Annotated in this window: 29 protein-coding genes; 17 read left to right on the top strand and 12 right to left on the bottom strand. The window is 72.1% G+C overall.

The annotated features are described in order from the left end of the window. The first annotated feature begins 33 nt into the window (after window positions 1-33). Both LZG04_RS31515 and LZG04_RS31510 read left to right on the top strand, forming a co-directional pair. A complete protein-coding gene (locus LZG04_RS31515; RefSeq protein WP_233823824.1) occupies window positions 34-249 on the top strand; it encodes a biotin/lipoyl-binding carrier protein in 216 nt (71 codons plus the stop codon). Then, complete coding sequence (locus tag LZG04_RS31510; protein WP_233824207.1) at window positions 250-1,728, top strand: PAS domain-containing sensor histidine kinase; 1,479 nt, start codon at window positions 250-252, stop codon at window positions 1,726-1,728. A gap of 133 nt (window positions 1,729-1,861) precedes the next feature. On the opposite strand, the gene LZG04_RS31505 is transcribed toward LZG04_RS31510, so the two are convergent. Both LZG04_RS31505 and LZG04_RS31500 read right to left on the bottom strand, forming a co-directional pair. Then, on the bottom strand, window positions 1,862-2,116 hold the full coding sequence (locus LZG04_RS31505) for a WhiB family transcriptional regulator (protein ID WP_233823822.1): 255 nt from the start codon (window positions 2,114-2,116) through the stop codon (window positions 1,862-1,864). Window positions 2,117-2,342: 226 nt separating this feature from the next. After that, window positions 2,343-3,287: a diacylglycerol kinase family protein gene (locus tag LZG04_RS31500; RefSeq protein WP_233823820.1), complete on the bottom strand. Its 945-nt coding sequence runs from the start codon at window positions 3,285-3,287 to the stop codon at window positions 2,343-2,345. Between the two features lie 272 nt (window positions 3,288-3,559). Between LZG04_RS31500 and LZG04_RS31495 the strand changes: the two genes are divergently transcribed. The 3 genes from LZG04_RS31495 to LZG04_RS31485 all read left to right on the top strand — a co-directional run bounded on the left by LZG04_RS31495 (window position 3,560) and on the right by LZG04_RS31485 (window position 5,868). Continuing rightward, window positions 3,560-3,964 (top strand): hypothetical protein, encoded by a 405-nt coding sequence (locus LZG04_RS31495; protein WP_233823818.1) that lies wholly within the window; start codon window positions 3,560-3,562, stop codon window positions 3,962-3,964. Window positions 3,965-4,110: 146 nt separating this feature from the next. Then, the gene (locus LZG04_RS31490; protein WP_233823816.1) at window positions 4,111-4,860 is read left to right on the top strand and encodes a trypsin-like serine protease; all 750 of its coding nucleotides are present in this window, start codon (window positions 4,111-4,113) and stop codon (window positions 4,858-4,860) included. 201 nt (window positions 4,861-5,061) lie between these two features. Further along, the gene (locus LZG04_RS31485) at window positions 5,062-5,868 is read left to right on the top strand and encodes an SAM-dependent methyltransferase (RefSeq protein WP_233823814.1); all 807 of its coding nucleotides are present in this window, start codon (window positions 5,062-5,064) and stop codon (window positions 5,866-5,868) included. A 15-nt stretch (window positions 5,869-5,883) separates the two neighbouring features. Here LZG04_RS31485 and LZG04_RS31480 read toward each other — a convergent pair whose 3' ends face one another. After that, the gene (locus LZG04_RS31480) at window positions 5,884-6,333 is read right to left on the bottom strand and encodes a MarR family transcriptional regulator (RefSeq protein WP_233823811.1); all 450 of its coding nucleotides are present in this window, start codon (window positions 6,331-6,333) and stop codon (window positions 5,884-5,886) included. Between the two features lie 68 nt (window positions 6,334-6,401). Here LZG04_RS31480 and LZG04_RS31475 point away from each other — a divergent pair, with 68 nt between their 5' ends. After that, the gene (locus LZG04_RS31475; RefSeq protein WP_233823809.1) at window positions 6,402-6,899 is read left to right on the top strand and encodes a hypothetical protein; all 498 of its coding nucleotides are present in this window, start codon (window positions 6,402-6,404) and stop codon (window positions 6,897-6,899) included. On the opposite strand, the gene LZG04_RS31470 is transcribed toward LZG04_RS31475, so the two are convergent. The 3 genes from LZG04_RS31470 to sodN form a co-directional block, all read right to left on the bottom strand. Next, complete coding sequence (locus LZG04_RS31470) at window positions 6,874-7,359, bottom strand: GNAT family N-acetyltransferase (RefSeq protein ID WP_233823807.1); 486 nt, start codon at window positions 7,357-7,359, stop codon at window positions 6,874-6,876. The genes LZG04_RS31475 and LZG04_RS31470 overlap by 26 nt on opposite strands. Next, window positions 7,352-7,957, bottom strand: coding sequence for a histidine phosphatase family protein (locus LZG04_RS31465; RefSeq protein ID WP_233823805.1), 606 nt, complete (start codon window positions 7,955-7,957; stop codon window positions 7,352-7,354). The genes LZG04_RS31470 and LZG04_RS31465 overlap by 8 nt, the downstream gene beginning before the upstream one ends. A gap of 264 nt (window positions 7,958-8,221) precedes the next feature. Continuing rightward, entirely contained in the window at window positions 8,222-8,641 is a 420-nt protein-coding gene (gene sodN, locus LZG04_RS31460; protein ID WP_073891370.1) for a superoxide dismutase, Ni, read from the bottom strand. 78 nt (window positions 8,642-8,719) lie between these two features. Between sodN and LZG04_RS31455 the strand changes: the two genes are divergently transcribed. Then, the gene (locus LZG04_RS31455; RefSeq protein ID WP_267938439.1) at window positions 8,720-9,049 is read left to right on the top strand and encodes a S24/S26 family peptidase; all 330 of its coding nucleotides are present in this window, start codon (window positions 8,720-8,722) and stop codon (window positions 9,047-9,049) included. An 11-nt stretch (window positions 9,050-9,060) separates the two neighbouring features. Here LZG04_RS31455 and LZG04_RS31450 read toward each other — a convergent pair whose 3' ends face one another. Next, window positions 9,061-9,654 (bottom strand): dTDP-4-dehydrorhamnose 3,5-epimerase family protein, encoded by a 594-nt coding sequence (locus LZG04_RS31450; RefSeq protein ID WP_233823803.1) that lies wholly within the window; start codon window positions 9,652-9,654, stop codon window positions 9,061-9,063. Window positions 9,655-9,941: 287 nt separating this feature from the next. Between LZG04_RS31450 and LZG04_RS31445 the strand changes: the two genes are divergently transcribed. From LZG04_RS31445 to LZG04_RS31430, 4 genes are all read left to right on the top strand, one after another. Then, window positions 9,942-11,123, top strand: coding sequence for an NADP-dependent malic enzyme (locus tag LZG04_RS31445; protein ID WP_233823800.1), 1,182 nt, complete (start codon window positions 9,942-9,944; stop codon window positions 11,121-11,123). Window positions 11,124-11,347: 224 nt separating this feature from the next. Next, window positions 11,348-14,515: an EAL domain-containing protein gene (locus LZG04_RS31440; protein ID WP_233823798.1), complete on the top strand. Its 3,168-nt coding sequence runs from the start codon at window positions 11,348-11,350 to the stop codon at window positions 14,513-14,515. 43 nt (window positions 14,516-14,558) lie between these two features. Then, window positions 14,559-14,960 carry a YbaB/EbfC family nucleoid-associated protein gene (locus tag LZG04_RS31435; protein ID WP_233823796.1) on the top strand — a complete coding sequence of 134 codons (402 nt, stop codon included), beginning with the start codon at window positions 14,559-14,561 and terminating at the stop codon, window positions 14,958-14,960. Continuing rightward, window positions 14,957-15,571: a hypothetical protein gene (locus LZG04_RS31430; protein WP_233823794.1), complete on the top strand. Its 615-nt coding sequence runs from the start codon at window positions 14,957-14,959 to the stop codon at window positions 15,569-15,571. Before LZG04_RS31435 ends, LZG04_RS31430 begins: the two co-directional genes overlap by 4 nt. A 10-nt stretch (window positions 15,572-15,581) precedes the next feature. Here LZG04_RS31430 and LZG04_RS31425 read toward each other — a convergent pair whose 3' ends face one another. Both LZG04_RS31425 and LZG04_RS31420 read right to left on the bottom strand, forming a co-directional pair. Then, the gene (locus LZG04_RS31425; protein ID WP_233823792.1) at window positions 15,582-16,187 is read right to left on the bottom strand and encodes a hypothetical protein; all 606 of its coding nucleotides are present in this window, start codon (window positions 16,185-16,187) and stop codon (window positions 15,582-15,584) included. A 72-nt stretch (window positions 16,188-16,259) separates the two neighbouring features. Then, a complete protein-coding gene (locus tag LZG04_RS31420) occupies window positions 16,260-17,813 on the bottom strand; it encodes a bis-aminopropyl spermidine synthase family protein (protein ID WP_233823790.1) in 1,554 nt (517 codons plus the stop codon). 103 nt (window positions 17,814-17,916) lie between these two features. Here LZG04_RS31420 and LZG04_RS31415 point away from each other — a divergent pair, with 103 nt between their 5' ends. From LZG04_RS31415 to LZG04_RS31400, 4 genes are read left to right on the top strand one after another with little or no spacing between them, the layout of a single operon-like run. Then, window positions 17,917-18,966 carry an ABC transporter ATP-binding protein gene (locus tag LZG04_RS31415; RefSeq protein WP_233823788.1) on the top strand — a complete coding sequence of 350 codons (1,050 nt, stop codon included), beginning with the start codon at window positions 17,917-17,919 and terminating at the stop codon, window positions 18,964-18,966. After that, entirely contained in the window at window positions 18,959-19,621 is a 663-nt protein-coding gene (locus tag LZG04_RS31410) for an ABC transporter permease (RefSeq protein ID WP_233823786.1), read from the top strand. The genes LZG04_RS31415 and LZG04_RS31410 overlap by 8 nt, the downstream gene beginning before the upstream one ends. Beyond that, window positions 19,621-20,367, top strand: coding sequence for an ABC transporter permease (locus LZG04_RS31405; RefSeq protein ID WP_374202933.1), 747 nt, complete (start codon window positions 19,621-19,623; stop codon window positions 20,365-20,367). Before LZG04_RS31410 ends, LZG04_RS31405 begins: the two co-directional genes overlap by 1 nt. Continuing rightward, the gene (locus LZG04_RS31400) at window positions 20,364-21,251 is read left to right on the top strand and encodes an ABC transporter substrate-binding protein (RefSeq protein ID WP_233823782.1); all 888 of its coding nucleotides are present in this window, start codon (window positions 20,364-20,366) and stop codon (window positions 21,249-21,251) included. Before LZG04_RS31405 ends, LZG04_RS31400 begins: the two co-directional genes overlap by 4 nt. Window positions 21,252-21,310: 59 nt before the next feature. Here the strand turns inward: LZG04_RS31400 and LZG04_RS31395 are convergent, their stop codons facing one another. The 3 genes from LZG04_RS31395 to LZG04_RS31385 form a co-directional block, all read right to left on the bottom strand. Further along, window positions 21,311-21,889, bottom strand: a complete 579-nt coding sequence (locus LZG04_RS31395) for a hypothetical protein (RefSeq protein ID WP_233823780.1) — start codon at window positions 21,887-21,889, stop codon at window positions 21,311-21,313. A 73-nt stretch (window positions 21,890-21,962) separates the two neighbouring features. Then, window positions 21,963-23,300: a S1 family peptidase gene (locus LZG04_RS31390; protein WP_233823778.1), complete on the bottom strand. Its 1,338-nt coding sequence runs from the start codon at window positions 23,298-23,300 to the stop codon at window positions 21,963-21,965. A gap of 172 nt (window positions 23,301-23,472) precedes the next feature. Continuing rightward, entirely contained in the window at window positions 23,473-24,243 is a 771-nt protein-coding gene (locus LZG04_RS31385; RefSeq protein WP_233823776.1) for an IclR family transcriptional regulator, read from the bottom strand. A 45-nt stretch (window positions 24,244-24,288) separates the two neighbouring features. Between LZG04_RS31385 and LZG04_RS31380 the strand changes: the two genes are divergently transcribed. Further along, window positions 24,289-24,768 (top strand): SigE family RNA polymerase sigma factor, encoded by a 480-nt coding sequence (locus tag LZG04_RS31380; protein ID WP_233823774.1) that lies wholly within the window; start codon window positions 24,289-24,291, stop codon window positions 24,766-24,768. Further along, window positions 24,765-25,787, top strand: coding sequence for a hypothetical protein (locus LZG04_RS31375; RefSeq protein ID WP_233823772.1), 1,023 nt, complete (start codon window positions 24,765-24,767; stop codon window positions 25,785-25,787). The genes LZG04_RS31380 and LZG04_RS31375 overlap by 4 nt, the downstream gene beginning before the upstream one ends. Window positions 25,788-25,880 lie beyond the last annotated feature (93 nt).

Genomic DNA, 25,880 nt, shown 5'->3' with positions numbered 1-25,880 from the left:
TCGTGGTTGGATGGGACCGGGAGAAGGAGGACCATGGCCGAGGAGATCCGGGCCGAGATCGTGGCGAACGTGGCCCAGGTCACCGTCGCGGAGGGTGACGAGGTCACGCACGAGACCACGGTCGTGCTGCTCGAGAGCATGAAGATGGAGATCCCGGTCCTCCCCGAGGGCGCAGGCAGGATCACCCGCATCGCCGTGTCCGCCGGGGACGTGGTCCAGGAAGGCGACCTCATCGCGGTGGTGGAGTAGCTGTCCACGCTCACCGACCTCCTCGCCGAGCACACCAAGCTCTCCGGCGGCGCCGTCGACCACCTGCAACTCGTGGTGGCCGAGTGGCAGCTGCTGTCGGACCTCAGCTTCGCCGACTTCCTGATGTGGGTGCCGCTGGACGACACGACGTTCCTGTGCGTCGCCCAGGCCCGCCCGACGACCGCGCCCACCGCGCACCCCGAGGACGTCGTGGGCAGCATGGTGGACGTCGAGGAGCACCCCCAGCTGCGCCGCGCCATGACCGAGGCCCGCATCTGCCGCGAGGAGGACCCGCGCTGGCACCTGGGCGTGCCGGTGCGCCGCGAGGCGATCCCGGTCAAGCGCGACGGCGAGGTCATCGGCGTGCTCAGCCGCAACACGAACCTGGCCGTGCCGCGCGTGCCGAGCCCGTTGGAGATCTCCTACCTGGGCAGCGCCGCCGACCTGTGCCAGATGATCTCCGACGGCACGTTCCCGACCACCGAGCCGTCCCCGGACGTGCACACCAGCCCCCGCGTCGGTGACGGCCTGATCCGGCTGGACGCCTCGGGCGCGGTGGTGTTCGCCAGCCCCAACGCGCTGAGCGCCTACCACCGCATGGGCCACGCGTCCGACCTGGTCGGCGTGCACCTGGCCCCGTTGACGCGGTCGCTGATCGGTGACCCGTTCGACGCCACGGAGGTGGCGCAGCGCATCCGGTCCGCCCTGGACGGCCAGCCGTCGATGCGCATCGAGGCCGAGTCGCGCCGCGGCGCGGCGGTGCTGTTCCGCGCCCTGCCGCTGCGGCCGCGGGGCAGCGCGGCGGGCGCGCTGGTGCTGTGCCGCGACGTCACGGAGGTCCGCCGCCGCGACCGAGCCCTGATGTCGAAGGACGCGACGATCCGCGAGATCCACCACCGGGTGAAGAACAACCTGCAGACGGTGGCCGCGCTGCTGCGCCTGCAGAGCAGGCGGACCAGCAGCGAGGAGGCCCGCGAGGCGCTGGCCGAGTCGGTGCGCCGCGTCACGTCCATCGCCCTGGTGCACGAGACGCTGTCCATGTCGGTGGACGAGCGGGTGGACCTCGACGACGTGGTGGACAAGGTCATCCCGATGATGTCGGACGTGGCCGCCACCGAGTCGCAGGTGGTGGTGCGCCGCGAGGGGCCGTTCGGCATCGTCCCGGCCGAGCTCGCGACCCCGTTGGTGATGGTGCTGACCGAGCTGGTGCAGAACGCGTTCGAGCACGCGTACGCGGCGGGCCAGCGCGGCGAGGTCGTCGTGCACGCCGAGCGGTCGGCCAAGTGGCTGGACGTGGTGATCTCCGACGACGGCCGCGGCCTGCCCCAGGGCTTCTCGCTGGAGCGCACCGACCGGCTCGGGTTGCAGATCGTCAGGACGCTGGTGGAATCCGAACTCAGGGGCTCGTTGAGCTTGCGGAGGCGGCCCCGAGGCGGTACAGAGGCGGTCCTGCGCGTACCGCTCAGGGCGCGGCGTTAGACTGCTCCCGTGCACACGTGACGACCTACCTCAGCGGAGTCACGTGGTCATGCGGGAGGGTGTGCAACACAAGCGAAAGGCCCGACACCTGGCACGGTGTCGGGCCTTTCGTGTGCTTGCGCTCGGCTGCGGCTCAGGCGTTGCTGCGAGCCCGGGTGCGAGCGTTGCGGCGCTTGAGGGCGCGACGCTCGTCTTCGCTCATCCCGCCCCACACGCCGGCGTCCTGGCCGCTCTCCAACGCCCACGCGAGGCAGTCGGCAACGACGGGGCAACGGCGGCAGACGGTCTTCGCCTCGGCGATCTGCAGGAGCGCAGGACCGCTGTTCCCCACGGGGAAGAACAGCTCGGGGTCCTCGTCGCGGCAGATCGCGCGGTGGCGCCAGTCCATTGGAACTACTCCTCAGCTAGGCGCGCGCGAAGGCGCGCCACTCGTCAGCGGTCGGTTTTGGGGTGCTTGTGAATGCTTTCACGAACGGCGGGGATGTCAAGGGTTTAGCCCCAACCCGGTGAGTGAACTCACCCGAAAGATCGACTCAGTTCACCTGGGCTTTCACACAGCGACGTCACACCAGGTCACAACATCGCGGATGGGTACCGAGGCGGTCACACCACGGTTACACAGCGACCGTGAGCGCGCCCGGCACACCGGTGAACTCCACCTCGGTGCACGCGCCGAGCAAGTCGCCGTCGACCTGGAGGTTGACGGCTTCCGGGCTCGTCACCCGGACGAACTCGACGTCGTCGCGCCGGAGCAGGTTCCCGCCTTTGGGGTTCCCATCCGTGGCCAAGAGATGCGCGACATAGCGAAGAACTGTCGGCAATCCCATCCCGTGGAGCGCGAACAGGCCGAGACCGCCGTCGAACGACGTGCTCGGGTTGAGCCGGATCGCCTTGTCGCCCAGGTAGGTCCACGGGTCGGTGTTGGAGATGAACGCCAACCGCACGTCCTCGAACGGCGCTTCGCCGGGGATCTGCACGGTGAGCGTCGGCGGCTGCCTGCGCTGGGTGAAGTAGCTGGTCAACGCGGTGCGCGCGTAGAGGGTGGGTGACGCCTGGCGGCCCTTGGCGCGTTGCTCCTCCACAGCCGCGACCACGTCGGCGTCCCAGCCGACGCCCGCGTTGAAGGTGAACCAGCGGTCGTGGTCGAGACCCGCGCCGGTGGCCGCGACGCGCCCGACGCTGACCTTGCGGCTGGTGCCGTGCTCGATGGCCTGCAACAGGCGGTACGTGGCCTCGACGGGGTCGCGGGGCAGGCCGAGGGCGCCCGCGAACACGTTCGCCGACCCGCCGGGCACGACGCCGAGCATGGGCAAGCCGGGCCGCGCGCCCTCGCGCAGCACGCCGTTGACCACCTCGTTCACCGTGCCGTCGCCGCCGTGGGCCACGACCAGGTCGTACCCGTCCACGACGGCCCGCGCGGCGGCGTCCGCCGCGTGACCGCGGTAGTCCGTCTCGACGACGTCGAGCTTCACATCGCTGGCCAGTGCGTGCGCGAGCACGTCCCGACCGGCAGGCGTGGTTGCCGTCGCCTGCGGGTTGACCACCAGAAGTGCGCGCACTCCTGCAGGGTAGGACAGCGCGTGACCTCGGACAGGTTGCGTGTCACCCGGTAGGAGGGGCATTCGCGCACGAAAGTGGCCGACATCTCCTTTCCGTGTCGCGTTCCGGTCCTGCGTCTCGCGACAAGTGCACCCCGGCCCGACCGCCGGCTCGCCGAAGAGACTGGTGTGATCATCGCCCCTGGGGCGGTCGAAAGGGACACGCCAACCGGGTGGCCTACGATGCGTGACGAGTACGCACCGTGAGGAAACGCCCAGTTGAAAGGCGGAGCGTGTCGACCCAGAGCAAGGTCCCACCGGCCGTCCGGGTGGCGGGCGCGCTGACCGCGTTGCAGGGCTTGGCCGGGTTGGCCTTCGCGGTGGCGCTGGTGGTGCGGTCGTTCAGCGCGGAGAAGTCCGGCGAGGTGCTCGGCGAGGCCGCCTACTTCGCGGTGCTGTCGGCCGGCGTGCTGGCGGCGGGCGGCGGGCTGGTGCTCGGCAGGCACTGGGGTCGCACGCCCTCGATCGTCGTGCAACTCCTCCTCCTGGGTGTCGCCTGGTACATGTACGGGCCGTCCGGTCGCCAGCTCTGGGGCGCGCTGCTGGGCGTGTACGTCGTGATCACGCTCGTGCTGCTGTTCACGAACCCGGTGCGCCGGTGGGCGCTCGGGGTGGACGACGAACAGTCGGACGAATAGGGCAATCCGGTCGTACGGGGCCATTCGGCCGCGCGACCATCGGCTGGCTGTTCGCCGACTAACGGCGGGTGGTCCGAGTCACTCCAACAGGTGACGCTGTGCGTGGTGAATTCACCACTCCCTGCGTTCGTTGAGGTGACAACTCCATGCGATTCACTCGCGCCCTGTCCGCGGTGGTCGGAGCCACTACCGCCCTGCTGTCCGCGTTCGCCCTGACCGCGATCGCACCGACCGCGTCGGCCCAGGAGGCCGGCGGCGTCGAGCCGTACATCATCGGCGGTGGCACGGCCACCGACGCCCCGTGGGCGGCCCGCCTGTTCCGCAACGGCCAGCAGAACTGCTCGGCCACCATCATCGCCCCGACGTGGGTCCTGACCGCCCAGCACTGCGTGGCGAGCTCGGGCACCTACACGTTCCGCATCGGCAGCCTGGACCAGACCACCGGCGGCACCCTGGCCACCGCCACCCAGATCATCCAGCACCCGTCGGTGGACCTCGCGCTGGCGCGGCTGGACCGGTCGGTCTCGGCCACCTACGCGCCGCTGGGCACCACCACCGCCGTGCAGGTCGGCCAGACCGTGCAGCTCTACGGCTGGGGCGCCACGTGCACCAACCAGCCGGAGATCAACTGCCAGTCCCGCTACCTGAAGTACGCCAACACCCGCGTGACGTCGGTCAACGGGCGTGACTACCGGGGTGGCATCGCGATTTCGGTGTCCCGCATCGACGGCATCGCCGCCGGCGGCGACTCGGGCGGCCCGATGTTCGCCACCAGCCCGGTCGACGGCCGCCGCTACCAGGTGGGCGTGGCCTCCACCAGCGACCGCTCGACCCGCTCGAACTACACCGCCGTGACCCGCTACCGCGACTGGATCCGCTCCTACGCGGGGGTCTGACCGGATTCCCCGGCCGAAGGGGTTGGATCCTCTCCCCCTGCGCCGCCCCTTCGGCCGGGGCGCCATCGTTTGAGTTCGGCGCATCCACCAGTCACAATCACCCTGCGTGTTCACACTCGGCAGATGGACACGAACGGAGTAGCCAGATACGGTCTGGCAGGCGTTCACGCCGCTCCGGGTGCAGGCAGGGTGAGGTGCGCAGTGCAGAACCCCCCGAGGTGGGTGTCGACCAGCGGTGACGTCGAGCGCCCCAACGTGGCCCGGCTGTACGACTACTACCTCGGCGGAGCGCACAACTTCGCGGTCGACCGCGAGTTCGCCGACCGGTCCATGAGCGAGATCCCGACCGCCGCGATGGTCCAGCACACCCGGTCGTTCCTGCGCCGGGCCGTGCGGCTGTGCGTGGCGCACGGCATCCGCCAGTTCCTCGACCTCGGTTCCGGCATCCCCACCGCGGGCAACGTGCACGAGGTCGCCCAGCGGGCCGACCCGAAGTGCCGCGTGGTGTACGTGGACAACGAGCCCGCCACCGTCGCCCACAGCCGCACGATGCTGCGCGACAACGCGGGCGCGGCCATCGCCGAGGCCGACATCCGGGACGTGGGCGCGGTGCTGGACGCGCCGGAGGTGCGCGCGCTGCTCGACCTGAGCAGGCCGATCGCCCTGCTGATGGTGGCGATCCTGCCCTACCTCGCCGACGCCGACCGGCCCGTGGAGCTGGTCCGCCGCTACCGCGACGCGATCCCGGAGGGCAGCTACCTGGTGCTCACCCACCTGACCGCGGACGAGCAGCCGGAGCTGGTGCGCAAGGTGGTCGGGGTGGCCGCCGAGACCGAGTCGCCGATCGTGGCGCGGACCAAGTCGGACGTCGAGGCGATGCTCGACGGGTTCGACCTGCTCGAACCGGGGCTCGTGCTGGCGACGAAGTGGCGTGGCGAGGGCGAGCCGGAGACCGGCGCGGAGGCCGTGACGTACGGCGCGGTGGGCGTGAAGCGGCCGGTCGGCTGACCTCGGGCCCCGTGGTCACGGCCCGTCGGGTGCGGGCTTCCCGGTCTCGGTGAGCAGCCGGGTCTGCTCCTTCAGCACGGCGATCGTGCGGACCACCCAGTCCCCGATGATCTGCTGCTCCTCCGGGGTGTAGCGCGCGCTCAGCTCCTGCATGGCCGTGCTCAGACCCGCGAAGACCTTCCCGAACGCGCCGGGGACCGCGCTGATCACCACCCGCCTGCGGTCGCCGGGGTCGGGCTCGCGCCGCACCAGGCCCGCGCGTTCCAGGCGGTCCGCGAGGCCGGTGACCGCGCCGGGGGTCAGGTTGATCTCCTTGGCCAGCTCGCCCGCCGTGAGCGGGCCCTTGCCGGCGATGAGCGCGAGCGCCCGCTGGTCCACCGCCGTCACGCCCAGCCGGGCGCCGACGGCCTCGTGGAACGCGACCACCGCCGTGCTCAGCTCGCGCCCGAAGTCCCGCCCGTCCATGCCGTCACTTTACCGCGCCCGATATTTCAGTACACTGAACTAAAATATTCGGCAGGTGAGGGGTTGGCATGGCGGAGTTCCGGCTGGCGATGGAGGTGCCGCGGTGGGCGGCGCGGTTCTACCGGCGGCACTGGGCGGTGGTCGTCGGGTTGTCGCTGATCGCGTCCGTGCAGCGGTTGTTGGTGGTGAACCGGGGTGACCACGTGCCGGGCGCGGTGGCGTTCGCGTCGGAGGTCGTCGTGCTGGCCGCACGGGTGCTGCTGGTCGCCGTGATCTGGCGGTCGGCGACCCGGGGCGAGCGGCTGACGTGGGCGGGCGCCCGGTCGTTCGCGGCACGCCACTGGCGCAGCCTGCTGTGGCAGGGCGTGCTGCTGACCGCGGCGTTCCTGGTGTTCGACGTCGTCGCGGAGCAGGTCGTCGGCGGGCTGCTGCCGGAGTCGGCGCGGCAGACCTACCTGGCCGTGCTGCTGTTCGTGAAGAACCCGACCGTGATCGCGTTCACGCTCGTCTGGTGGGTGGGGCTGATCCGGCAGGTCGCGGTCAGTCGCCCCGCGCCAGTCCGGTGAGCGCGTCGTCGGTGAGGCGGAAGACGGTCCACTCGTCCATCGGGATCGCGCCGAGCGACTTGTAGAAGCCGATCGCGGGCGCGTTCCAGTCGAGCACCCACCACTCCAGCCGCGCGTAGCCGCGGGCGACGCACTCCTCGGCCAGCGCGCGCAGCAGCGCCCGGCCCAAGCCGCTCTTGCGCTGGTCCGGTCGCACGTAGAGGTCTTCGAGGTAGATGCCGTGCGTGCCGCGCCAGGTGGAGAAGTTGAGGAACCACAACGCCATGCCGACGACCCGACCGTCCACTTCGGCCACGTGGCCGAACAGGGCGGGCGAGGGCCGGAACAGCGCGTCGTGCAGCTGCTCGGCGGTCAGGTGGCACTCGTGCCGGGCGCGCTCGTACTCGGCCAGCTCCTCCACCAGGCCGACGACCGCGGGCACGTCCTCCTCGCGGATGCGGCGGACCCGGTGGTCAGTCAACGTCCACCTCCCAGGCGGGCACGTTCAGCCGGCGGACCTGCGGGTCGCCGCGCTCGTCGCCGAGCACCGTCGTGCCGGCCGGGTCCAGTCCGAAGTGGACGCCCTCGCTGGGCGGCAGGCCGAGCCAGGTGGCGATGAGCACGCGGCTGAAGTGCCCGTGCCCGACCAGCACCACGTCACCGCCGGACAACGCCTGCCGCGCCCGGTCCAGCACCTTCGCGGCGCGCGCGTGCACCTCGTCGTGCGTCTCGCCGTTGGGCACGTCGTGGGTCCAGACCGTCCAGCCGGGGTCGGTCTCGCGGATCTGCGGCGTGGTCAGGCCCTCGTAGTCGCCGTAGTCCCACTCGGCGAGCTCCTCGGTGCGCTCCACGTCGTGCAGCCCGGCCAGCTCGGCGGTCCGCCACGCCCGCTGCCGGGGGCTGGCCAGCACGAGCGCGGGCGGCAGGTCGGTGCCGCGCAGCCGCGCCAGCACCGCGCCGGCCCGCCGGGCCTGCTGCACCCCGGCCTCGGTCAGGGGCACGTCGGTCAACCCGGTGTGCCGCCCGCTCTCGGACCACTCGGTTTGCCCGTGCCGCAGCAGGTAGACGTGTGAGGTCACGGCCCGAGCTTACGGACGCGCGTGCCCGGACAGGGGGTGGGGTGGAACACCATCGGGCGTGGCGGGGCGGGTGGTGCGGGTGATCGCGCAGGTCAGGAGGCGAGGCGGGCCCAGCGCCCGTCCGGCCCGCTCCCGCTTCCCCGACCGGGTCACGTCACGGGAGATGGGGGCCGCCACGGCTGATCGCGCGTCGCCCGGGCATGAAGAACGGCGCTGACCGGTCGGAAGGGCTTCCGGCGGTCAGCGCCGTCTCGGCACGGGTGATCAGGCCGCGGCCTTGGTCTCCCAGAAGATCTTGTCGATCTGGGCGATCAGGTCGAGCAGCTCCTGGCCCTTGGCCGGGTCCATGGAGCCCTTCGCGCCGGACGCGCCGGCGGCCTTGGTGGCCCGGTTGAACAAGTCGTGCAGCTCCGGGTACTTCTCGAAGTGCGGCGGCTTGAAGTAGTCGGTCCACAGCACCCACAGGTGGTGCTTGACGAGCTCGCTGCGCTGCTCCTTGATCAGGATGGCGCGGGCGCGGAACTCGGGGTCCTCGTTCGCCTGGTACTTCTCCTGAATCGCCTTGACCGACTCGGCCTCGATCCGGGCCTGGGCCGGGTCGTAAACACCGCACGGGAGGTCGCAGTGCGCGGTGGCCTCCAGGAGCGGGCGGCGGAGTGAACGGATGCGCGACAGAAGTCGCATCTTTCCTCCCTGACAGTGGATGCTCCGACGTGACGAACCCTACTCCGGGGCCTCGGCGCGAGCAGGTGGAGGTGATCGTTGGCACGGTCGGAGGCGAACCCGTTGCCGCTGGTTCGGGTGGTCGGACCCTCGATGGTCCCGACGCTGCGCAGCCGTGACGTGGTGCTGGTCCACTACGGGAAGCCGCCGGCCGCGGGTGATCTCGTGCTGGTCAGGTGGGCGGCGCGGCCCGGGCAGCTGTCGGTCAAGCGCGCGGTCCGGCCCGACGGCGACGGGTGGCACGTGGAGGGCGACAACCCGTTCGCCTCCACCGACTCGCGCACCCTGGGCGCCGCCGAGGTGCTCGGGGTGATCCGCGCCCGGCTCTGGCCGCGGCCGGGGCTGCTGCGGTCAGCCCCGCCGAGCTGACCGCGACCGCCTCAGTGGCTCAGCTTCGAGTACCAGGCCACGCACTCGTCGTAGGACGGCAGCAGCCCGGCGTCGCGCGCCTGCTCGAACGTCGGCGCGGCGGCGTCCTTCGGTGACAGCAGGGGCGTCACGCCGGCCGGCCACGGCAGGTCCATCGACAGCGGGTTCACGGCGTGCTCGGCCTTCGGGTTGAACCCCTCCGAGCACAGGTACGACGCGACCGTGCCGTCCTCCAGCGCCATCAGCGCGTGCCCCAGCCCCTCGGGCAGGTACACGGAGTTGAACACCCCCGCCGACAGCTCCACCGCTTCCCACTCGCCGAACGTGGGCGAGCCGACGCGCAGGTCCACGACGATGTCCAGCATCCGCCCCCGCGGGCAGTGCACGTACTTGGCCTGCCCGGGCGGCGTGTCGGCGTAGTGGATGCCGCGCACCACACCGCGCCTGGACTCGCTGTGATTGGTCTGGGCGACCCTCAACGGGTGCCCGACCGCCGCCACGAACACCGCTTCCTGGTACGGCGCGACGAACAAACCGCGATCATCGGGGAACACCGAAGGGGTGAACTCGAAAGCGCCGGAAATTTTCAACTCACGTACCTGCATGGCGCACACCCTAGGGCCCGCCCGCTCTTGACCGATCCTGCCTGCGAAAACTGACCGGTCAGTCTAGAAAACCGGACGTACGTTCTGTCGTAGTCCCTCTGACCTGCGGAAAATCTGTGATCCCCGCCGCAGACAGCCACCGGCGACGCTGCCATGCTTGCCCGCACCGCCCTCTGGAGAGTCGTCCCGCCGACCGCGTGGACGACTCCGCAATCAGGCCCCGTCGACCCGCGTGACAACGCTGGTCCCGGTGCGCCGCAGGCACCGCGCACCGCAGGAGGACTTTTGTGACCGCAGTCAACGACCCCGTGACCACCGAATTGAGCGACGAGGAAATCTTCCGCGCCCACGAAGGCGGGAAGCTGGCCGTTGGCATGACCGCGTCGTTGGCCGACCCACGCGCGCTCTCCATCGCCTACACCCCCGGTGTGGCCAGGGTCAGCCGGGCCATCGCGGACGACCCGGCGCTGGCCGCCAAGTACACGTGGGCGCACCGCCTGGTCGCCGTGGTCAGCGACGGCACCGCCGTGCTCGGCCTGGGCGACATCGGCCCGAGCGCGTCGCTGCCGGTCATGGAGGGCAAGGCGGCGCTGTTCAAGACCTTCGGCGGCCTCGACTCCATCCCGCTGGTGCTGAACACCACGGACGTGGACGAGATCGTGGAGACGCTGGTCCGGCTGCGCCCGTCGTTCGGCGCGGTCAACCTGGAGGACGTCGCCGCGCCGCGCTGCTTCGAGCTGGAGGCCCGGCTCATCGAGGCCCTGGACGTGCCGGTCATGCACGACGACCAGCACGGCACCGCGGTCGTGGTGCTGGCCGCCCTGCGCGGCGCGAACACCGTGCTGGGCAAGGACGTGGCCAACCAGCGCGCGGTCATCTCCGGCGCGGGCGCGGCGGGCGTGGCGTGCGCGAAGATCCTGCTGGCCGCGGGCATCGGCGAGGTCACCGTGGTCGACTCGCGCGGCATCGTGCACGTCGGCCGGGACGGGCTGAACCCGGTGAAGGCCGAGCTGGCCGAGGTCACCAACGGCAGCGGCCTGCGCGGCGGCATCGCCGAGGCGCTGCGCGGCGCGGACGTGTTCGTCGGCGTCTCGTCGTCCCAGGTGCCCGAGGACCTGATCGCGAGCATGGCCGACGACTCGATCGTGTTCGCCCTGTCCAACCCCGACCCCGAGGTGCACCCGGACGTGGCCGGTCGGCACGCCGCCGTGGTCGCCACCGGGCGCAGCGACTTCCCGAACCAGATCAACAACGTGCTCGCGTTCCCCGGCATCTTCCGCGGCGCGCTGGACGCGGGCGCGACGAGGATCACCGAGGGCATGAAGCTCGCCGCCGCGGAGGCCATCGCCGCGGTCGCCTCCGACGACCTGGCGGTCGACCGGATCGTGCCCAGCGCCCTCGACCCGCGCGTCGGTCCGGAAGTGGCCGCCGCCGTGGCCTTGGCAGCCCGCGAAGACGGAGTAGCCTGACTCCCAAGTCGGAGTTGGGAGAGCTCCGGCCGCATCCGTCCGTACCCCTCGACGGAAAACGAAACCACCACCGAGTTGTTTCGTTAGCCCGTTGAGGGGTGGGCGATGACGCTCCGAAGCGCTACCGTCCCTCTCCTCGGGTGAATATTGCCCGTGGAGAGGGACGCCGTCTTTGGGTGCGGTCGGGCCGGTCATCCCTGCCGTAGACACGGGAAGGTGGGACCGTGCCCAAGCGGGTAGGACGCGCTCCGGTGGTGCTGGACCCAGCGCGTCCGCAGAACGGCGACGTGACGCTGGACGGCATCGCCCTGCCCGAGGCGCCCACGCTGCTGTGCGACCCCAAGGGCGTCGTCATGCGGGCCAGCGCCGCCGCGGTGGCGCTGACCAAGGCGCGCTCCGCCGACGACCTGGTCGGCCGCTCGCTGGCCGAGCTGCTGCTGGGCGGCCCCGACGACCTGCGCCTGCACCAGGCCGACGGCGCGCTCGTGCCGGTCCGCGTGGTGCGCACGCCGGTGCCCGGCACCGGGCTGCACGCCGTGCTGCTGGTCGACGTCTCCGACCTGGCTCGGGCCGCCGAGGACCTCCGCGACGAGCAGCGCAGGCTGCGCACGGTGCAGCGGGTCGCGCAGATCGGCTCCTGGGAGTACGACCCCGACACCGGCGTCACGGTCTGGTCGGAGTCGCACTACGAGATGCTGGGCCTGCGGCCCGACGAGGTGGTGGCCGGCGCGCAGGCCGTGCTGGACGTCGTGCACCCCGACGACTACGAGATGGTGGCCCGCTACTGGGCCAACCGCGAGCTCGACGGCAACCCGATCGACATCGTCTACCGGATCATCCGGCCCGACGGCGAGCAGCGCTGGATCCGCGGGGTCGCCGAGGCGAAGCTGAGATCGGACGGCCGGACGCAGTTCATCACCGGCTACATCCGCGACATCACCGACCAGTGGCGCTCCGACCGGGCCCTGGAGACCGAGCGCGCCAGGCTGCTGGAGGCGCAGCGCATCGCGCGCATGGGCAGCTGGAGCTACGACGTCTCGTCCGGCGCGGTGCACTGCAGCGAGGTGCTGCTGGAGATGTACGCCGAGGTGGGCGTGCAGGCCCACGACCGGTTGCTGGCCGTGCACCCCGACGACCGGGCCGCGCTGGAGGGCCTGATGCAGCGGGCCCAGGACGGCAGCACGGTCGAGGTCGAGGTGCGCAGCGAGAACGGCGAGCGCGTGTACGTGTGCCGGGCGCGCGCCGAGTTCGAGGGCACGAAGGTCACCAGGCTGCACGGCACCGTCCAGGACGTCACCGAGGCCCGCGCGCTGGAGCGCCAGCTCCGCGACGACCGCCGCCGGCTGGCCGACGCGCAGAAGGCCGCGCAGCTCGGCGTCTGGGAGTGGAACCTCCAGACCGGCGACGTGGTGTGGTCGGACATGCTGCACGAGCTGTTCGGCGTGCCGCGCGAGGAGCGCACCCGCTACCAGACCTACCTCGACCTGGTGCACCCCGACGACCGCGGCTGGGTCGACGACCTGTGGCAGCAGTTGGCCACCGAGGAGGTGCCGATCCAGCTGGAGCACCGGATCGTGCGCCGCGACGGCAAGCAGCGCGTGTTCCGCAGCTACGGCGTGGTGGTCAAGGGCACGGACGGCCTGCCGCTGGCGGTCGGCACCGCGCAGGACATCACCGAGCAGCGCGCCGCCGAGACGAGGATGAAGCGGTCCAGCCAGCGCTTCGCGGACCTGGTCTCGCTCACGCCGGTCGGCATCGGCCTGTTCGACGAGGGCGAGCGGCTGGTCGACGCCAACGACGCGTTGTGCGACCTGCTCGGCATGGACCTGGAGCAGTTGCGCGGCATGACCGCGCGGCAGCTCACCCACCCGGACGACACGAGCGCCGAGCTGCCGTCCATCGACGAGATGTCGGCGCCGGACGCCGAGCGCACGCACAAGATCCCGCAGCGCATCCTGGTCCGCCGCGACGGCGTGCAGGTGTACTGCGAGCTGCACATCGCGCTGTCGGTGCAGGACGACGGCCGCCGGTTCTGGCTGATCGTGTTCCAGGACATCACCGAGCGCCGCCGCACGGCCGAGGCGCTGCGCCACCAGGCCACGCACGACGAGCTGACCGGGCTGCCGAACCGGGCGCTGGTCAAGGAGATGCTGGGCGAGCTGCTGGACTCGCCCGCCCGGTCGAAGGTCGCGGTGCTGTTCTGCGACATCGACAACTTCAAGCGGGTCAACGACTCGCTGGGCCACGACGCGGGCGACGAGCTGCTGGTGGCGCTGGCGCGGCGGCTGGAGGGCGGTCTGCCCGAGGGCTGCACGGCGGCCCGCCTGTCCGGCGACGAGTACGTGATCATCTGCGAGGACCTCGACCGGGTCGGCGGCGTGGACGCGCTGGCCACGAAGGTCGCGGGGCTGCTGCGCACGGCGGTGCCGGTGCACGGGCAGCTGGTCCGGGTGTCGGCGTCGATCGGCGCGGCCGTGCCGAACGGGTCGCGCGCCACCGGCAACGACCTGCTGCGCTTCGCCGACGCGGCGATGTTCGAGGCCAAGCGGGCCGGCGCGGGTCGGGTGTCGCTGGCCAGCGCGGCGCTGATCGCCTCGGCCGACCGCCAGGTGCACCTGGAGGGCCAGCTGCGGGAGGCGTTGCAGCACGACGGGTTGGCGCTGCACTTCCAGCCGGTGGTCGGCGTGGACGGCGTGGTGCAGACCGCGGAGGCGCTGGTGCGCTGGCCGCACCCGGATCGCGGGCTGCTGCCGCCGGACATCTTCCTGCCCGTGGCCGAGCAGGGCGACCTGCTGCGCGAGCTGGACCGGTGGGTGCTGCGGACGGCGTTGAAGGAGGCTTCGACCTGGCCGGAGCCGGGTGGCAAGCCGGTGTCGGTGGCGGTGAACCTGGCCGGTCTGGTGCCGGGCGACCCGGAGTTCGCCGACATCGTGGCCAACGCCATCGCCGAGGCGGGCATCCCGTGGGACCGGGTGGTGCTGGAGCTGGTCGAGACCGCGTTGGTCGACCTGCCGTCACGGGTGCGCCAGGCGATGGGCGAACTGGTCGAGCGCGGCATCCGGTTCGCCGTGGACGACTTCGGCACCGGCTACTCGTCGCTGGCCCGGCTCAAGGACCTGCCCGCGCAGATCATCAAGGTGGACCGGCGGTTCGTCTCGGGCGTGGGCAGCGACTCGTCGGACTTCGCGGTGGCCAAGGCCGTGGTCGACATGGCCCGGGCGATGGACCGCAAGTGCGTGGCCGAGGGCGTGGAGACCGCGACTCAGTTCCACGTGCTGCGCGGCATCGGCGTGGACACCTACCAGGGCTGGCTGTTCTCGCGCCCGGTGCCGCCGAAGGAGTTCCGCGCGGTGCTGGCACTTGGCCCGTTGCACATCCCCCGCGCCGGTTGATCGGCGATACTGGCGTCCCGATGGACGCGACAGGTGCAGCCCGGTGAACCCGGAACGGATGATCGCCGACCTCGAGGCCAGGGCCCGTGAGCTGGCCGAGCGGTCCCGTGAGCTGCGGGACCGGATCCGGGGCGCGCAGGCCACGCAGCGCTCGCCCGACGGCGTGGTGACGGCGACCGTCGCGCCGAACGGGTCGTTGCGGCACATCGAGTTCTCGCCGCGCGCGGGGGAGTGCTCGCCCGCGCGGCTCGGCGAGGTCGTGCTGGAGACGGTGCGGCGGGCGCAGGAGCAGGCCGCGCGCCAGGTGGCCGCCGCGGTCGAGCCGCGGTTCGGCGGTGCGGCGGCGCCGGGTTTCGTGACCGGCCCGGCGCCGGAGCCCGACGACGTGCCGCTGCCCCGGAGCCTGCGCGCGCCCGACGACGAGCCGGGGCCGACGCCTTCGTGACCGGTTCCCCAGTGCTGCGGTCCGCCGGGTCGGACCGGCTCGAAGCCGACCTCGGCGTGCCGACCGCGGCCGCCGACCCGGTGGGCCTGCTCGACGTGGCCGGCCTGGGGTGGCTGGTCGGGCAGGTCGACGTGCTGCGCGAGCCGCTGGACTGGCTGGCGGGGCACGGCGACCGGTTCGAGGACGCGGTGGCCACCTGGCGGCAGGTCGCCACCACGTTGGACGGCATCGCGCGGCGGCGCGCGGGCGGGCGGCTCACCGCCGAGATCGCCGCGATGAGCCGAAGGTGCCTCGCGGTGGCGTCGCACGTCGCCGAGGTGGGCGCGATCACCGCCGCGGTGCACGGCGTGTTCCGCGACGTGGTCGCGCTGTTCGTGCGGGAGGTGCTCGTCAACGCCGAGGTCGCGCTCGCCGGGGCGGAGCTGACGGCGGGCGGTTCGGTGGCCGAGTTCGAGGCGTGGGCGGTCGGGCGCGGCGCGGTCGTGCTCGACCGGATGACCCGGCGGTTGGCCGAGGTCGCGGTGGTGATGGTGCGGATCCTGAGCGCGCTGAAGGCGTTGTTCGGCACAGCGCGCGCCATGCTGAAGGAGATCACGCGCCTGGGCGAGTGAGCCTGCCCGATCAGGCCCACCGACCGCGGACCGGCGGCGTCTTGGGCTTCGCGCCGCGCATCGCCCGCCCGACCGGCGGCAGCGCCGCGACCAGCCACAGCAGCAGTGCGATCGCCGGCATGAACCCGGTGGACGGCGGCAGGTTCGACGCGATGTCGGCGAGCAGGAGCGCGAAGTGCACCGCGGCCGGCACCGAGATCGCCACCAGGCCCCAGCGCACGCCCGGAACCCGGCACATCAGCAGCACGGCCAGCACCAGCGCCGACACCGGCAGCACGAACGACACCGCCGACGCGACCGCGAAGCTGCCGTAACCGCCGGGGAACGGCGGCACGAGGATCGCGCCCCACAGGTCGAAGGCGAACCCCGAGCGGCTCGCGAGCCCGAATGAGCCGACGAGGGCGAGGAGCACGCCCGGCAGGTACAGCAGCCCGGCGACCACGGGCATCGCCTTGCCCGGCGGCCGGGGCGGACCGGGGTACGCCTGTCCCGGGTACGGCGGCTGGCTGGGGTACGGCGGCTGCCCCGGGTACGGGTGCGGGGGACTGCCGGGGTACTGCTGCAAACCCGGGTACTGCTGGGGACCCGGCTGCTGACCGGGCTGGGGGTGAGTCATGCGCGCGCCTCCAGCACCAGAAGCCACCGCCGCACGCACCCCTGACGCGGTCGTTCGCCGGATCCCGGCCCGTTACGCCGACGCCGACGCGCGGATCAGCGGCAGCAGCTCGGCGATCCGGTGCCGGGGCAGGTCGATCAGCCGCAGCTCCAGGTCGTCGTGCTCGCCGACCCGCTCCCGCGCCTCCCGCTTGGTCAACGCGCCGCGGGTGACCGTGACCAACGCCTCACGCCACACGTTGCCCAGCTTGCCGTGCGCCCGCATCAGCACCTCGCGCACGGCCAGCCCGCCCACGTCCAGCGTGCCCGCCAGGACCTGGTCGGCCACCACGACGCAGTGCTTGCCGTCCGGAGTGGACCGCATGAACCGCAGCGCGAACCTGGTGTCCACCAACGACGTCAGCCCTCGCTGGCCCGCCGCCGACGCCACGTCCGGGTGGTTGTTCGGCACGAGCGCCGCCATCCGGCCGGGCGAGCACGCCAGCAACGTCCGCAGCAGCCACGGCCCGGGGTCGCCGGACAGGTCCACCGCCAACGACGCCGCGCCCTTGCCGATCGGCTCGGCCCACCCCGGCGCGCGCGGCTTCGGCGGCGGCGAGGACTCCGGCCGCGGTGCGAGGTCGACCAGCGCGGCCAGCGCCGTCGAGCCCGGACCGCTCGCCTCCACCGACTGCGGACCGTGCGTGTAGATGGCCGTCCTCGCCGAGGCGGGTGACGCCGAACGGCGCGACGTGGGCCGGCACACGTACAGGTCGGCGGCGCTGCCGATGGCCTGCGCGCCGTCGAACCGGTGGAACGCGGGCAGGATCGCCTCGAACACCAGCCCGAGCCGCTGCAACTCCTGCTGCACCTTCAGCCCCAACGCCGGGGTGCGCTCGCTGAACCCGTAGGCGAGCAGCACCCGCCCGCGGCCGAGGTCGGCCAGGCACTCGATCGCCCGCGCGGCGAACAGGCCCATGCCCTCCGGCGTGTACGGCGGGTCGCTGAACACCAAGTCCGCGGACTCCAGCACGGCGGGCGGCAGGCCGAACCGGAAGTCCGCGTGCACCGTCCGCACCGGCCACCCGCGTTCGGCGGCACGGGTCGAGATGTGCTCCAGCAACCGGTCGTCCACGTCCACCACGACCACCTCGACCGACGGGTTCACCGCGCACACCGCGAGCGAGGTCAGGTCGTGGTCGCCCAGGCACAGCAGCGTGCGCCCGGCCAGGTCGTACGTCGTGTCCAGCCACAGCGCGCGCTTCAACGCCGTCTCCGCCGTCGCCTGCACGTGGTCCAACGCGGACAGCGGCGGCGGCACGTCCGCGATGTCGGCCCGGATCGCGCGCAGGTGCTCGCCGTGCCGCGACACCAACGCGTCCACCGGGTCCACCAGGGCGTCACCGGTGCCGAACACCGCGTAGTCGGCGGCCTTGGCGGGCGCGAGGCGGAACCGGTCGCCCTTGGCCTCCAGGTCGTCGCCGACCGCGGTCAGCACCTCCTGCACGGTGCGCCGGGGCACGGCGGGAAGCCGAACCAACTCGGCCAACGTGTGCCAGTCGCCCGCCAGCAGGTCGAGCACGCGCCGCAGCTTGCGGGCGTGCGGGCCGCGTTCGGCGAGGAGTGCTCGCACCTGTTCGGTAGCCACAAGCGGTGCAGCCTACTGACCGGATGGTGAAACGCCGTGCCGCGGTCGGACCGACGGGCTAGGGTCGTTCGACGCTTGATACCCATCGGCAGGAGGACCACGGGTGATCGAGTTCCGCGACGTGACCAAGCGGTTCGACGACGGGACCACCGCGGTGAACGGCCTGGACCTCGTGGTCGAGGCGGGCACGATCACCGTCTTCGTCGGACCGTCCGGGTGCGGCAAGACCACGTCCCTGCGCATGGTGAACCGGATGATCGACCCCACGTCCGGCACCGTCCTGGTGGACGGCCGGGACGTGCTCGGTGTGGACCCGCCCACACTGCGGCGCGGCATCGGGTACGTGATCCAGCAGGCCGGCCTGTTCCCGCACCGGACCGTGCTGGACAACGTGGCCACCGTGCCGCTGCTCACCGGGTGGACGCGCCGCAAGGCCAGGCAGCGCGCCGCCGAGCTGCTGGAGCTGGTCGGCCTGCCCGCCGAACTGGGCCGCCGCTACCCCGTGCAGCTGTCCGGGGGCCAGCAGCAGCGCGTGGGCGTGGCGCGCGCGTTGGCCGCCGACCCGCCCGTGCTGCTGATGGACGAGCCGTTCAGCGCGGTCGACCCGGTGGTGCGCGAGGGGTTGCAGGACGAGCTGCTGCGGTTGCAGGCCGAACTGGACAAGACCATCGTGTTCGTCACGCACGACATCGACGAGGCCATCCGCATCGGCGAGAAGGTCGCGGTGATGCGCACCGGCGGCTTCCTCGCCCAGTACGCGCCACCCGCCGAGCTGCTGACCCGCCCGGCCGACGACTTCGTGGCGAGCTTCGTGGGCAAGGACCGCGGCTACCGCCGCCTGTCCTTTGTAGACTCCTCGGGCGTCGAGGTCGCCGAGGTGCCGACCATCGCGGAAGGCGCGCCCGTCGAGTCCTCTTCGGACTGGCGACTCGTGGTGGACGCGGACAAGCGCCCCCAGGGCTGGGTCGCGCCGGACTCGTCCTCGGTGCCCGGCGGCTCGCTCTACGAGGTCGGCGCGTCGATCCGGGGCGCGCTGGACGCCGCCCTGTCGTCGCCCTCGGGCCTCGGCGTGGCCGTCGACGCCGAAGGGCGACTGGCCGGCGTCGTGACCGCTCGGCAGGTGCTGGACGTGATCGAGAGCCGCCGTGGGTGACATCCCGAAGTACCTCAGCGACGCCGGCACCAGGGCGGCGCTGCTGGAGAAGCTGCTCGACCACGTCTACCTGTCGCTCGTGCCGCTGGTCGTGTCGATCGTGCTGGCGATCGTGCTCGGCTTGCTGTGCCACCGCTTCCGGCCGGTCAACGCGGTGCTGGTGTCGTTGTCGAACGTCGTCTACACGATCCCTTCGCTGGCGCTGTTCGCGCTCATCCCGGCGATGATCGGCACGAGGGTGCTCGACCCGGTCAACGTGATCATCGCGTTGACCCTGTACACCACGGCGCTGCTGGTCCGGCCGGTCGCCGAGGCGCTGGCCGCCGTGCCGTCGCACATCACCGCCTCGGCCACCGCGATGGGCTTCCGGCCCTGGCGCAGGTTCCTCGCCGTGGAACTGCCGCTGGCCGTGCCGGTGCTCGCGGCGGGTGTCCGGGTCGGTTCGGTCAGCAACATCAGCCTGGTCAGCGTGGGTGCGTTGATCGGCACGGGCGGCCTGGGCACGTTGTTCACCGACGGGTTCCAGCAGCGCTACCTCGCACCGATCATCGTCGGCATCGTGCTGACGCTGGTGCTGGCGCTGGTGGTCGACCTGGTGCTGGTGCTGCTGCGCAACCGGTTGACGCCGTGGGTGAGGGCGGGGGGCAAGCCGTGATCTTCGCGGACGCGTTCGGGTGGCTGCTGGACCCGGCCAACTGGTCGGGCGGCAAGTCGATCCCGGTGCGGATCGGCATCCACCTGCTCTACTGCTTCGGCGCGGTGCTCGGTGCCGCGCTGATCGCCGTCCCGCTCGGCCTGTTCGTCGGGCACACCGGGCGTGGCGGCCTGGTGCTGGTCGGCGGCAGCAACGCGTTGCGGGCGCTGCCGACGTTGGGCCTGGTGACGTTCCTGTACCTGGTCGTGGGCGGCAGCACGGTGAGCGTGCTCATCTCGTTGGTCGTGCTGGCGGTGCCGCCGATCCTGGCCGGCACGTACGCGGGCGTGCAGGACGTGGACCGGGGTGTGGTCGACGCGGCGCGGGGCATGGGCATGACCGGTGCGCAGCGGCTGTGGCAGGTCGAGGTGCCGAACGCGATGCCACTGCTCGTCGGTGGTCTCCGCAACGCCATGTTGCAGGTGGTCGCCACCGCGTCGGTGGCGGCGTTCGTGGGCGTCGAGACGTTGGGTCGCCCGCTGCTGGACGGCATCCGCGTGCTGGACTACCCGCAGTTCGTCGGGGGCGCGATCCTGATCGCGCTGCTGGCGGTCGTGCTGGACGCGGTGCTCGCCGTCGTCGGCAGGCTGGTCGTCCCCGCCGGTGTGCGGCTGTCGGCCCGCACCGGGAAAGCGCGGCCGGGCTCGGCCGCGTCGAGGCGTCGGGAAGTGCCGACGCCCGTCGAATCTGGAGGAAGCACGGCATGAAGCGCACGTTGGCCGTTGTCGTCGCCGCGGCCGCCCTGGTCGTCTCCGCCTGCGGGTCCAAGGAGGACCTGGGCGGGACGGGTCAGGACGCTGGCGCGTCGGGTGAGGTCGTGGTCGGTTCGGCCGACTTCACCGAGAACAAGATCCTGGCCGAGATCTACGCCGGCGCGTTGAAGGCGACCGGCGCCAAGGTGACGGTGAAGTCCGGCATCGGCGCCCGCGAGCTGGTCGTGAAGGCGTTGCAGGACAAGTCGCTCGGCGTCGTGCCGGAGTACACGGGCAACCTGCTCAACTACTTCGACAAGACCAACACCACCACCGAGGCCGAAGAGGTCTACACGGCGCTGAAGGCCAAGACGCCGTCCGGCTTGGAGGTGCTCGAGAAGTCCGAGGCGGAGGACAAGGACGTCCTGGTGGTCACCAAGGCGACCGCCGACGGTGGCGTGAAGTCGATCGCCGACCTCGGTTCGGGCAAGTACGCCCTCGGTGCGGCCGGCGAGTGGGCCCAGCGCTGGGAGACCAAGATCAAGGAGCTGTACGGCGTCACGTTCACCGAGATCAAGACCACCGACACGGGCGGCCCGATCACCGTGGACGCGCTGAAGGACGGCACCGTCCAGGTCGCCAACCTCTACACGACCTCGGCCGACATCAAGGCGAACGACTTCGTCGAGCTGGAAGACCCGAAGGTCATGTACCCGGCCCAGAACATCGTGCCGCTGCTGCGCTCGGACGCCGTCGACGCCAAGGGCAAGGACGCCCTGGACAAGGTCTCGGCCGCCCTGACCACGGAGAAGCTGGCCGAACTGGTCAAGCGGGTCGACGTGGACAAGGAGACGATCGCGAACGTGGCGGCGGACTTCCTGAAGTCCGTCACGCTGTAGTACCCCGGCGCTCGGCGGGTCGGGGCTTCCCCGGCCCGCGAGCGCCGTCGCTCGGCGGGTCAGCGACCGGTGGTGGGCAGCTCGAGGATCGGCGGCGGGCCGGTGTAGACCGGCGGCACGGCTTCACCGCCCTCGCGCACGGTGAACGACATGTCCGGGTAGCGCTCGCGCAGCGCGCCGGCGAAGTCGCCCGCCTCGCCCGCGGTCGTCACCTCGACGCCCGACCCGTCGACCGCCGGTCCCACCGCCGACACGGTCACACCGCGACTCCTCCAGTGCTCGCGGTCGGCCATGACCCGCTCCCCGGCCGCCTGCATCTCGACCAGCGCGTACTTCGCGTCGCGGAACTCCACCCGCACGCCGGGCGCGACCCCGGCCACCTCCGCGTCCAGGCGCGGGTCCGGTTTGCGGTGGATCACCATCCCCGGCACGTCGTGGCGGAGTTCGAGCCCGGCGAAGGTGTCGGGGAACGACGCTTGCAGCAAGGGCTGGACGACCGCGGCGGCCGAGGTCAGGGCGGGGTCCTCGACCGCGCCGGTGGTCGGCGGGCCGCCTGGCCCGATGGCGTTCCTCCCGCAGGAGGCCACGACGAGGACCACCGCTGCCAGCAGCGCCGCCACGACAGTTCCGCGCACCATCTCGACTCCACGCCCGGTCTGGTTCCGTCCTGCCCGCAGGACGGAACCAGACGCCTCCGAGGTTGCTCGCCGCTCAGCCGGTGGAGGTGTTGAGCCGCACGCCGACCCGCGCCATCGAGAGCTGGAGGTCGGCGAAGAACACCACCCGGGAGCACACCCGTCCGGCCGGCACCCAGCCCTGGCACGGCTGCTCGAACTCGGGCCCGGTCGCCATCCCGCTGATCACACCACGCGCCAGCACCCCGCCGTCGCTGGTCGGGCTGACCACCGGTCCTCCGCTGTCGCCGTTGCCGACGATGCCGATGCCGCGCGTTCCGGTCACGTCGGAGCCCTGGACGAGGTTCGTCACCCGCGCGACGCCGTTCGACGGCGGGTCGTACGTGATCGTGATCCCGGTGCCGGTGATCCGGATGTCGGCACCCGGGCACACCGTGCCGGAGAACGAGCCGGACAGGCAGAACGCGTTGCCGGTGCTGTTGGTCGTCGAGCCGCGGACCGGCACCCCGCTGTTCGAGCCCGGGTCACCCGCGGGCGGGTTGGTGTAGGTGCCCCAGTAGATGTGCGCGCCCGCACCCGCCGAGGTGAGGATGAGTTGCGCGTCGAGGTCGGTCGCACGGCCGGCCGGGATCGTGCTGCCGTAGACGTTCTGCTGGACGTTCCCGCTCGCGTCGCGGTACAGCGCGCTGCCCCAAGTCCCTTCACCGCAATGTGCCGCGGTCAACAGGTAGGTGGCGGCGCCGTTGAGGCCGGTCGTGCCGAATGCGCTCGTGCACGCGTTGCCGTTGGCGCGGCGATAGATGTAGCTGCCGCCCCAGTACGGCGCGGTGTCGATCGCACGGGAGGTGAAAGACACCTGATCGGTGAAGGTGACGTTCAGCGGCACCGCGCTGTCGAGGGCGGGAACGACCTGCCGGGCCTGGTGCGGTGCGACCTCCGGCGGCAGGCCGTGCAACCCGACGTCCAGCCCGGTGCCGTCCGGGCGCGGGCTGACCTTCATCATCCGCTGCCCGGTGCGGTGGCCGTTGAACAGCGGTTTCCGCGAGATGCGGTCCGCTTCGGCCAGCAGCTCGGCTTCGGTGTACGGCGCCTGCCGCACCGCGACCTCGATGCCGTCGGCCGCCGCCGCCTTGATCCGGTCGGTGACCGCCGCGGGCGGCGTGCCCTTCCAGTACAGCGACACCTTGCCGTTCTCCGGGTCGACGACGACCCCGGAAATGCCGTCCGAGGCACCACTCGTGCGGATGTCCTGGACGACGTGGTCGATTTTTTCCTGCTTCTGCCAGATCGGGCTCGAGTTGTCGATCCGCACCGCGCTCTTGCCGTCGTCGCCGGCCAGCGCGGGCGAAGAGGGTGCGATGAGGAGAACAGCGGCGCACGTGAGCACAGTGGTGCGCCTCAAAGAAGATCTCACGAATGACCCCCCGGTCTCATGTGATTCACCTTGATCGTGTCAGCGCTTTTCGGTGTCACAAGGAGCTGTCCGGAGCAACCGCGGGCGTCGAACGGCTGACGTTCCCGGCGCGGAGATGCCCGCGGTGCCCGTCGGCGTCACCGCCGGGGTCGTGCCTCCACCGCCGGGCCGGTCAGGGCCGGCCGCCCAGGCGGGTGGTCAGTTCGGCCGCCGCGCGCCGCGCCTCCGCCGCCAGCTCCGGCCACGTCTGCCCGCACTCGGTCTCGCACAGGTGCCGGAACGTCACCGTGATCGCCGCGATCGGCCGCTCACCCCGGTCGAACACGGGTGCGGCGACCGAGGCGAACCCGGCCGTCACGTACCCGTCCTCCACCGCCCACCCCCGCCTGCGCTCCACCGCCAGCAACCGCCGCAACGCGGGCAGGTTGTGCGGCCCCCGCCCGGTCCGGTCCACGAACGGACCCGGGAACAACGCCCTGACCTGCGCCGCGGGCAACCGGCCGAGCATCGCCCGCCCGGACGCGGTCAGGTGCGCGGGCAGCCGCACCCCGACGTCGGACACGATCGTGGTCGGCTGCCGCGGCTGCTCGCGGACCAGGTACAGCGCCTCCGAGCCGTGCAGCACGCCCAGGTGCGCGGTCTTGCCGACCACGTCCACCAGCCGCCGCAGCACGGGCCGCGCCAGCCGTTCCAGCGGGTCGTGCCGCAGGTAGGCCGACCCGAGCTCGAACGCGGCCACGCCCAGCCCGTAGCGTCGTTCCTCGGGGAAGTGGGTGGCCAACCCGGCTTCGGTCAGCTCGGCCAGCAGGTGGTAGGTCGTCGACCGGGGCAGGGACAGCTCCCGCGCGACCGCCGCCGCCGACAGCGGCCCGGGCCTGCCGGCCAGCAGTCGCAGCACCGCGAGCCCTCGGCGCAACGCCGGCACGTCGCTGCTGCCTCCCACGCGACCCATTCTCAACAAATCCCGGCGGGGGCGCATTGGAGGGGTATGACGGACAGCTTCGAGGACTTCGCCACCCGGCAGGTCACCCCGCTGCTGCGCTACGCCACCGTGCTCACCGGCGACCCGCACCTGGCCCAGGACGTCGTCCAGGAGAGCCTGCTCCGCGCGCAACAGCGCTGGGCTCGCATCGCCACCCTCGACGCGCCCGCCGCGTACCTCAAGCGGATGGTCACCAACGAGTACCTCGGCTGGCGTCGCCGCCTGAGGCCGCACCTGCCGCTCACCGGCGTGGACCCGCCCGGACCCGACTCCACCGACCACTACGACGAGCGGGAGGCGATGCTCCAGCGCATCGACAAGCTCCCGCGCAAGCAGAAGGCCGCCGTCGTCCTGCGCTACTACGAGGGCTGCGACGACGCCGAGATCGCCGCGATCCTGGGCTGCGCCCAGGTCACGGTCCGCAGTCACATCTCCCGCGCGCTGGCTGTGCTGCGCGCCGACGAACGCGTGAGGCAGTCGCTGTGAACGACACCACCGAATCCCTGATCACCGACGCCCTGCACCACCGGGCCGAGCGCACCCCGCCGCCCGGAGCGGTGCTGGCCGCGCTGCGCCGGCCGCGCCGGTCGCGCCGGCCGCTGCTCGTGGTGCTCGCCGCCGCCGGCACGACGGCCGCCGCGGCCGCGCTGGTGGTGACCACCGTGACCGGGCCGACAGCCGGGCAGGCCCCGGTCGCCCGGCAGCTCGGCACCACGTCCGAGCCCACCGCCGCCCCGGTCGCCGACGTGCCCACCCGTGCCCTCGAGTACCGGCCCGGGGAGATGCTCGACGGCTACACCGAACGGGAACGCGCCATCGCCCCGTGGGGCACGGCCCGCGTCTACGCCCCCGGTGCCACCGATCCCGGCTCGCCGATGGTCCGCTTCGCCGTCCTCACCTCCATCTCCGGTGACGTGAGCGCCAAGGTCGTGGACGCGCCGGTCGCCGACCGCACGACGGTGGGCGGCGCGCCGGCGGCCTGGTTCGGCGACAACCTGTACTGGAACGCCACCCCCGACCGCGTGCTCAGCGTCAGCCTGGAGAACGTGACCGGCGTGGACGTCCGGGCGCAGGTGCGGCGGATCGCCGACTCCGTCACCGCGGACCCGGCCTCGATGCGCGTCCCGTTCTCGCTGAACCAGTACCCGTACGTCGAGGTGCGGGGCTCCGGCCCGACCGACTGGGCGGTCACCGGCACGAGCGACGTCGACAACGTCCGGTACGACGTGGAACTGGTGCGGACCGCCGAGGCGCCGGCCGGCTCCACCCCCACCACCGTGGGCGGCAAGCCCGCCCACTACACCGCCGACCGGTTCGGCCTGCTCGCCGTGCAGCTCGCGCCGAACCTCCAGGTCCGCGTGAAGCCGGACGAGTTCGACACCCGCAAGGGCCCGGTGCCGCCCGGCGTGGAGACCAAGCACGCCCCGGTCGAGGTGCTGGCCGGAGTGGCGGCGGCGCTGGTGGTGGACGTCAACCCGGACGTGGCCTGGATCGGCACGCGGTAGGGCGGCACACCACGCACGATCGGGTGATCGTGCGGACCCGACGTGGTGGGGGGGCCCCGGGGCGGGGAGGGGTCAGGCGGAGGGCTTGCGGAA

Source organism: Saccharothrix sp. S26, from assembly GCF_021390395.1.
In the GTDB taxonomy this organism is placed as follows: domain Bacteria; phylum Actinomycetota; class Actinomycetes; order Mycobacteriales; family Pseudonocardiaceae; genus Actinosynnema.
The sequence above is the reverse complement of the archived record's forward strand: the minus strand, read 5'-3'. Positions and strand labels throughout refer to the sequence as shown.

Coding starts and splice junctions, on each gene's coding strand:
- LZG04_RS31515 (WP_233823824.1), top strand. CDS start 34: ATGGCCGAGGAGATCCGGGCCGAGATCGTGGCGAACGTGGCCCAGGTC.
- LZG04_RS31505 (WP_233823822.1), bottom strand. CDS start 2,116: ATGGACTGGCGCCACCGCGCGATCTGCCGCGACGAGGACCCCGAGCTG.
- LZG04_RS31490 (WP_233823816.1), top strand. CDS start 4,111: ATGCGATTCACTCGCGCCCTGTCCGCGGTGGTCGGAGCCACTACCGCC.
- LZG04_RS31480 (WP_233823811.1), bottom strand. CDS start 6,333: ATGGACGGGCGGGACTTCGGGCGCGAGCTGAGCACGGCGGTGGTCGCG.
- LZG04_RS31475 (WP_233823809.1), top strand. CDS start 6,402: ATGGCGGAGTTCCGGCTGGCGATGGAGGTGCCGCGGTGGGCGGCGCGG.
- sodN (WP_073891370.1), bottom strand. CDS start 8,641: ATGCGACTTCTGTCGCGCATCCGTTCACTCCGCCGCCCGCTCCTGGAG.
- LZG04_RS31450 (WP_233823803.1), bottom strand. CDS start 9,654: ATGCAGGTACGTGAGTTGAAAATTTCCGGCGCTTTCGAGTTCACCCCT.
- LZG04_RS31425 (WP_233823792.1), bottom strand. CDS start 16,187: ATGACTCACCCCCAGCCCGGTCAGCAGCCGGGTCCCCAGCAGTACCCG.
- LZG04_RS31400 (WP_233823782.1), top strand. CDS start 20,364: ATGAAGCGCACGTTGGCCGTTGTCGTCGCCGCGGCCGCCCTGGTCGTC.
- LZG04_RS31395 (WP_233823780.1), bottom strand. CDS start 21,889: ATGGTGCGCGGAACTGTCGTGGCGGCGCTGCTGGCAGCGGTGGTCCTC.
- LZG04_RS31380 (WP_233823774.1), top strand. CDS start 24,289: ATGACGGACAGCTTCGAGGACTTCGCCACCCGGCAGGTCACCCCGCTG.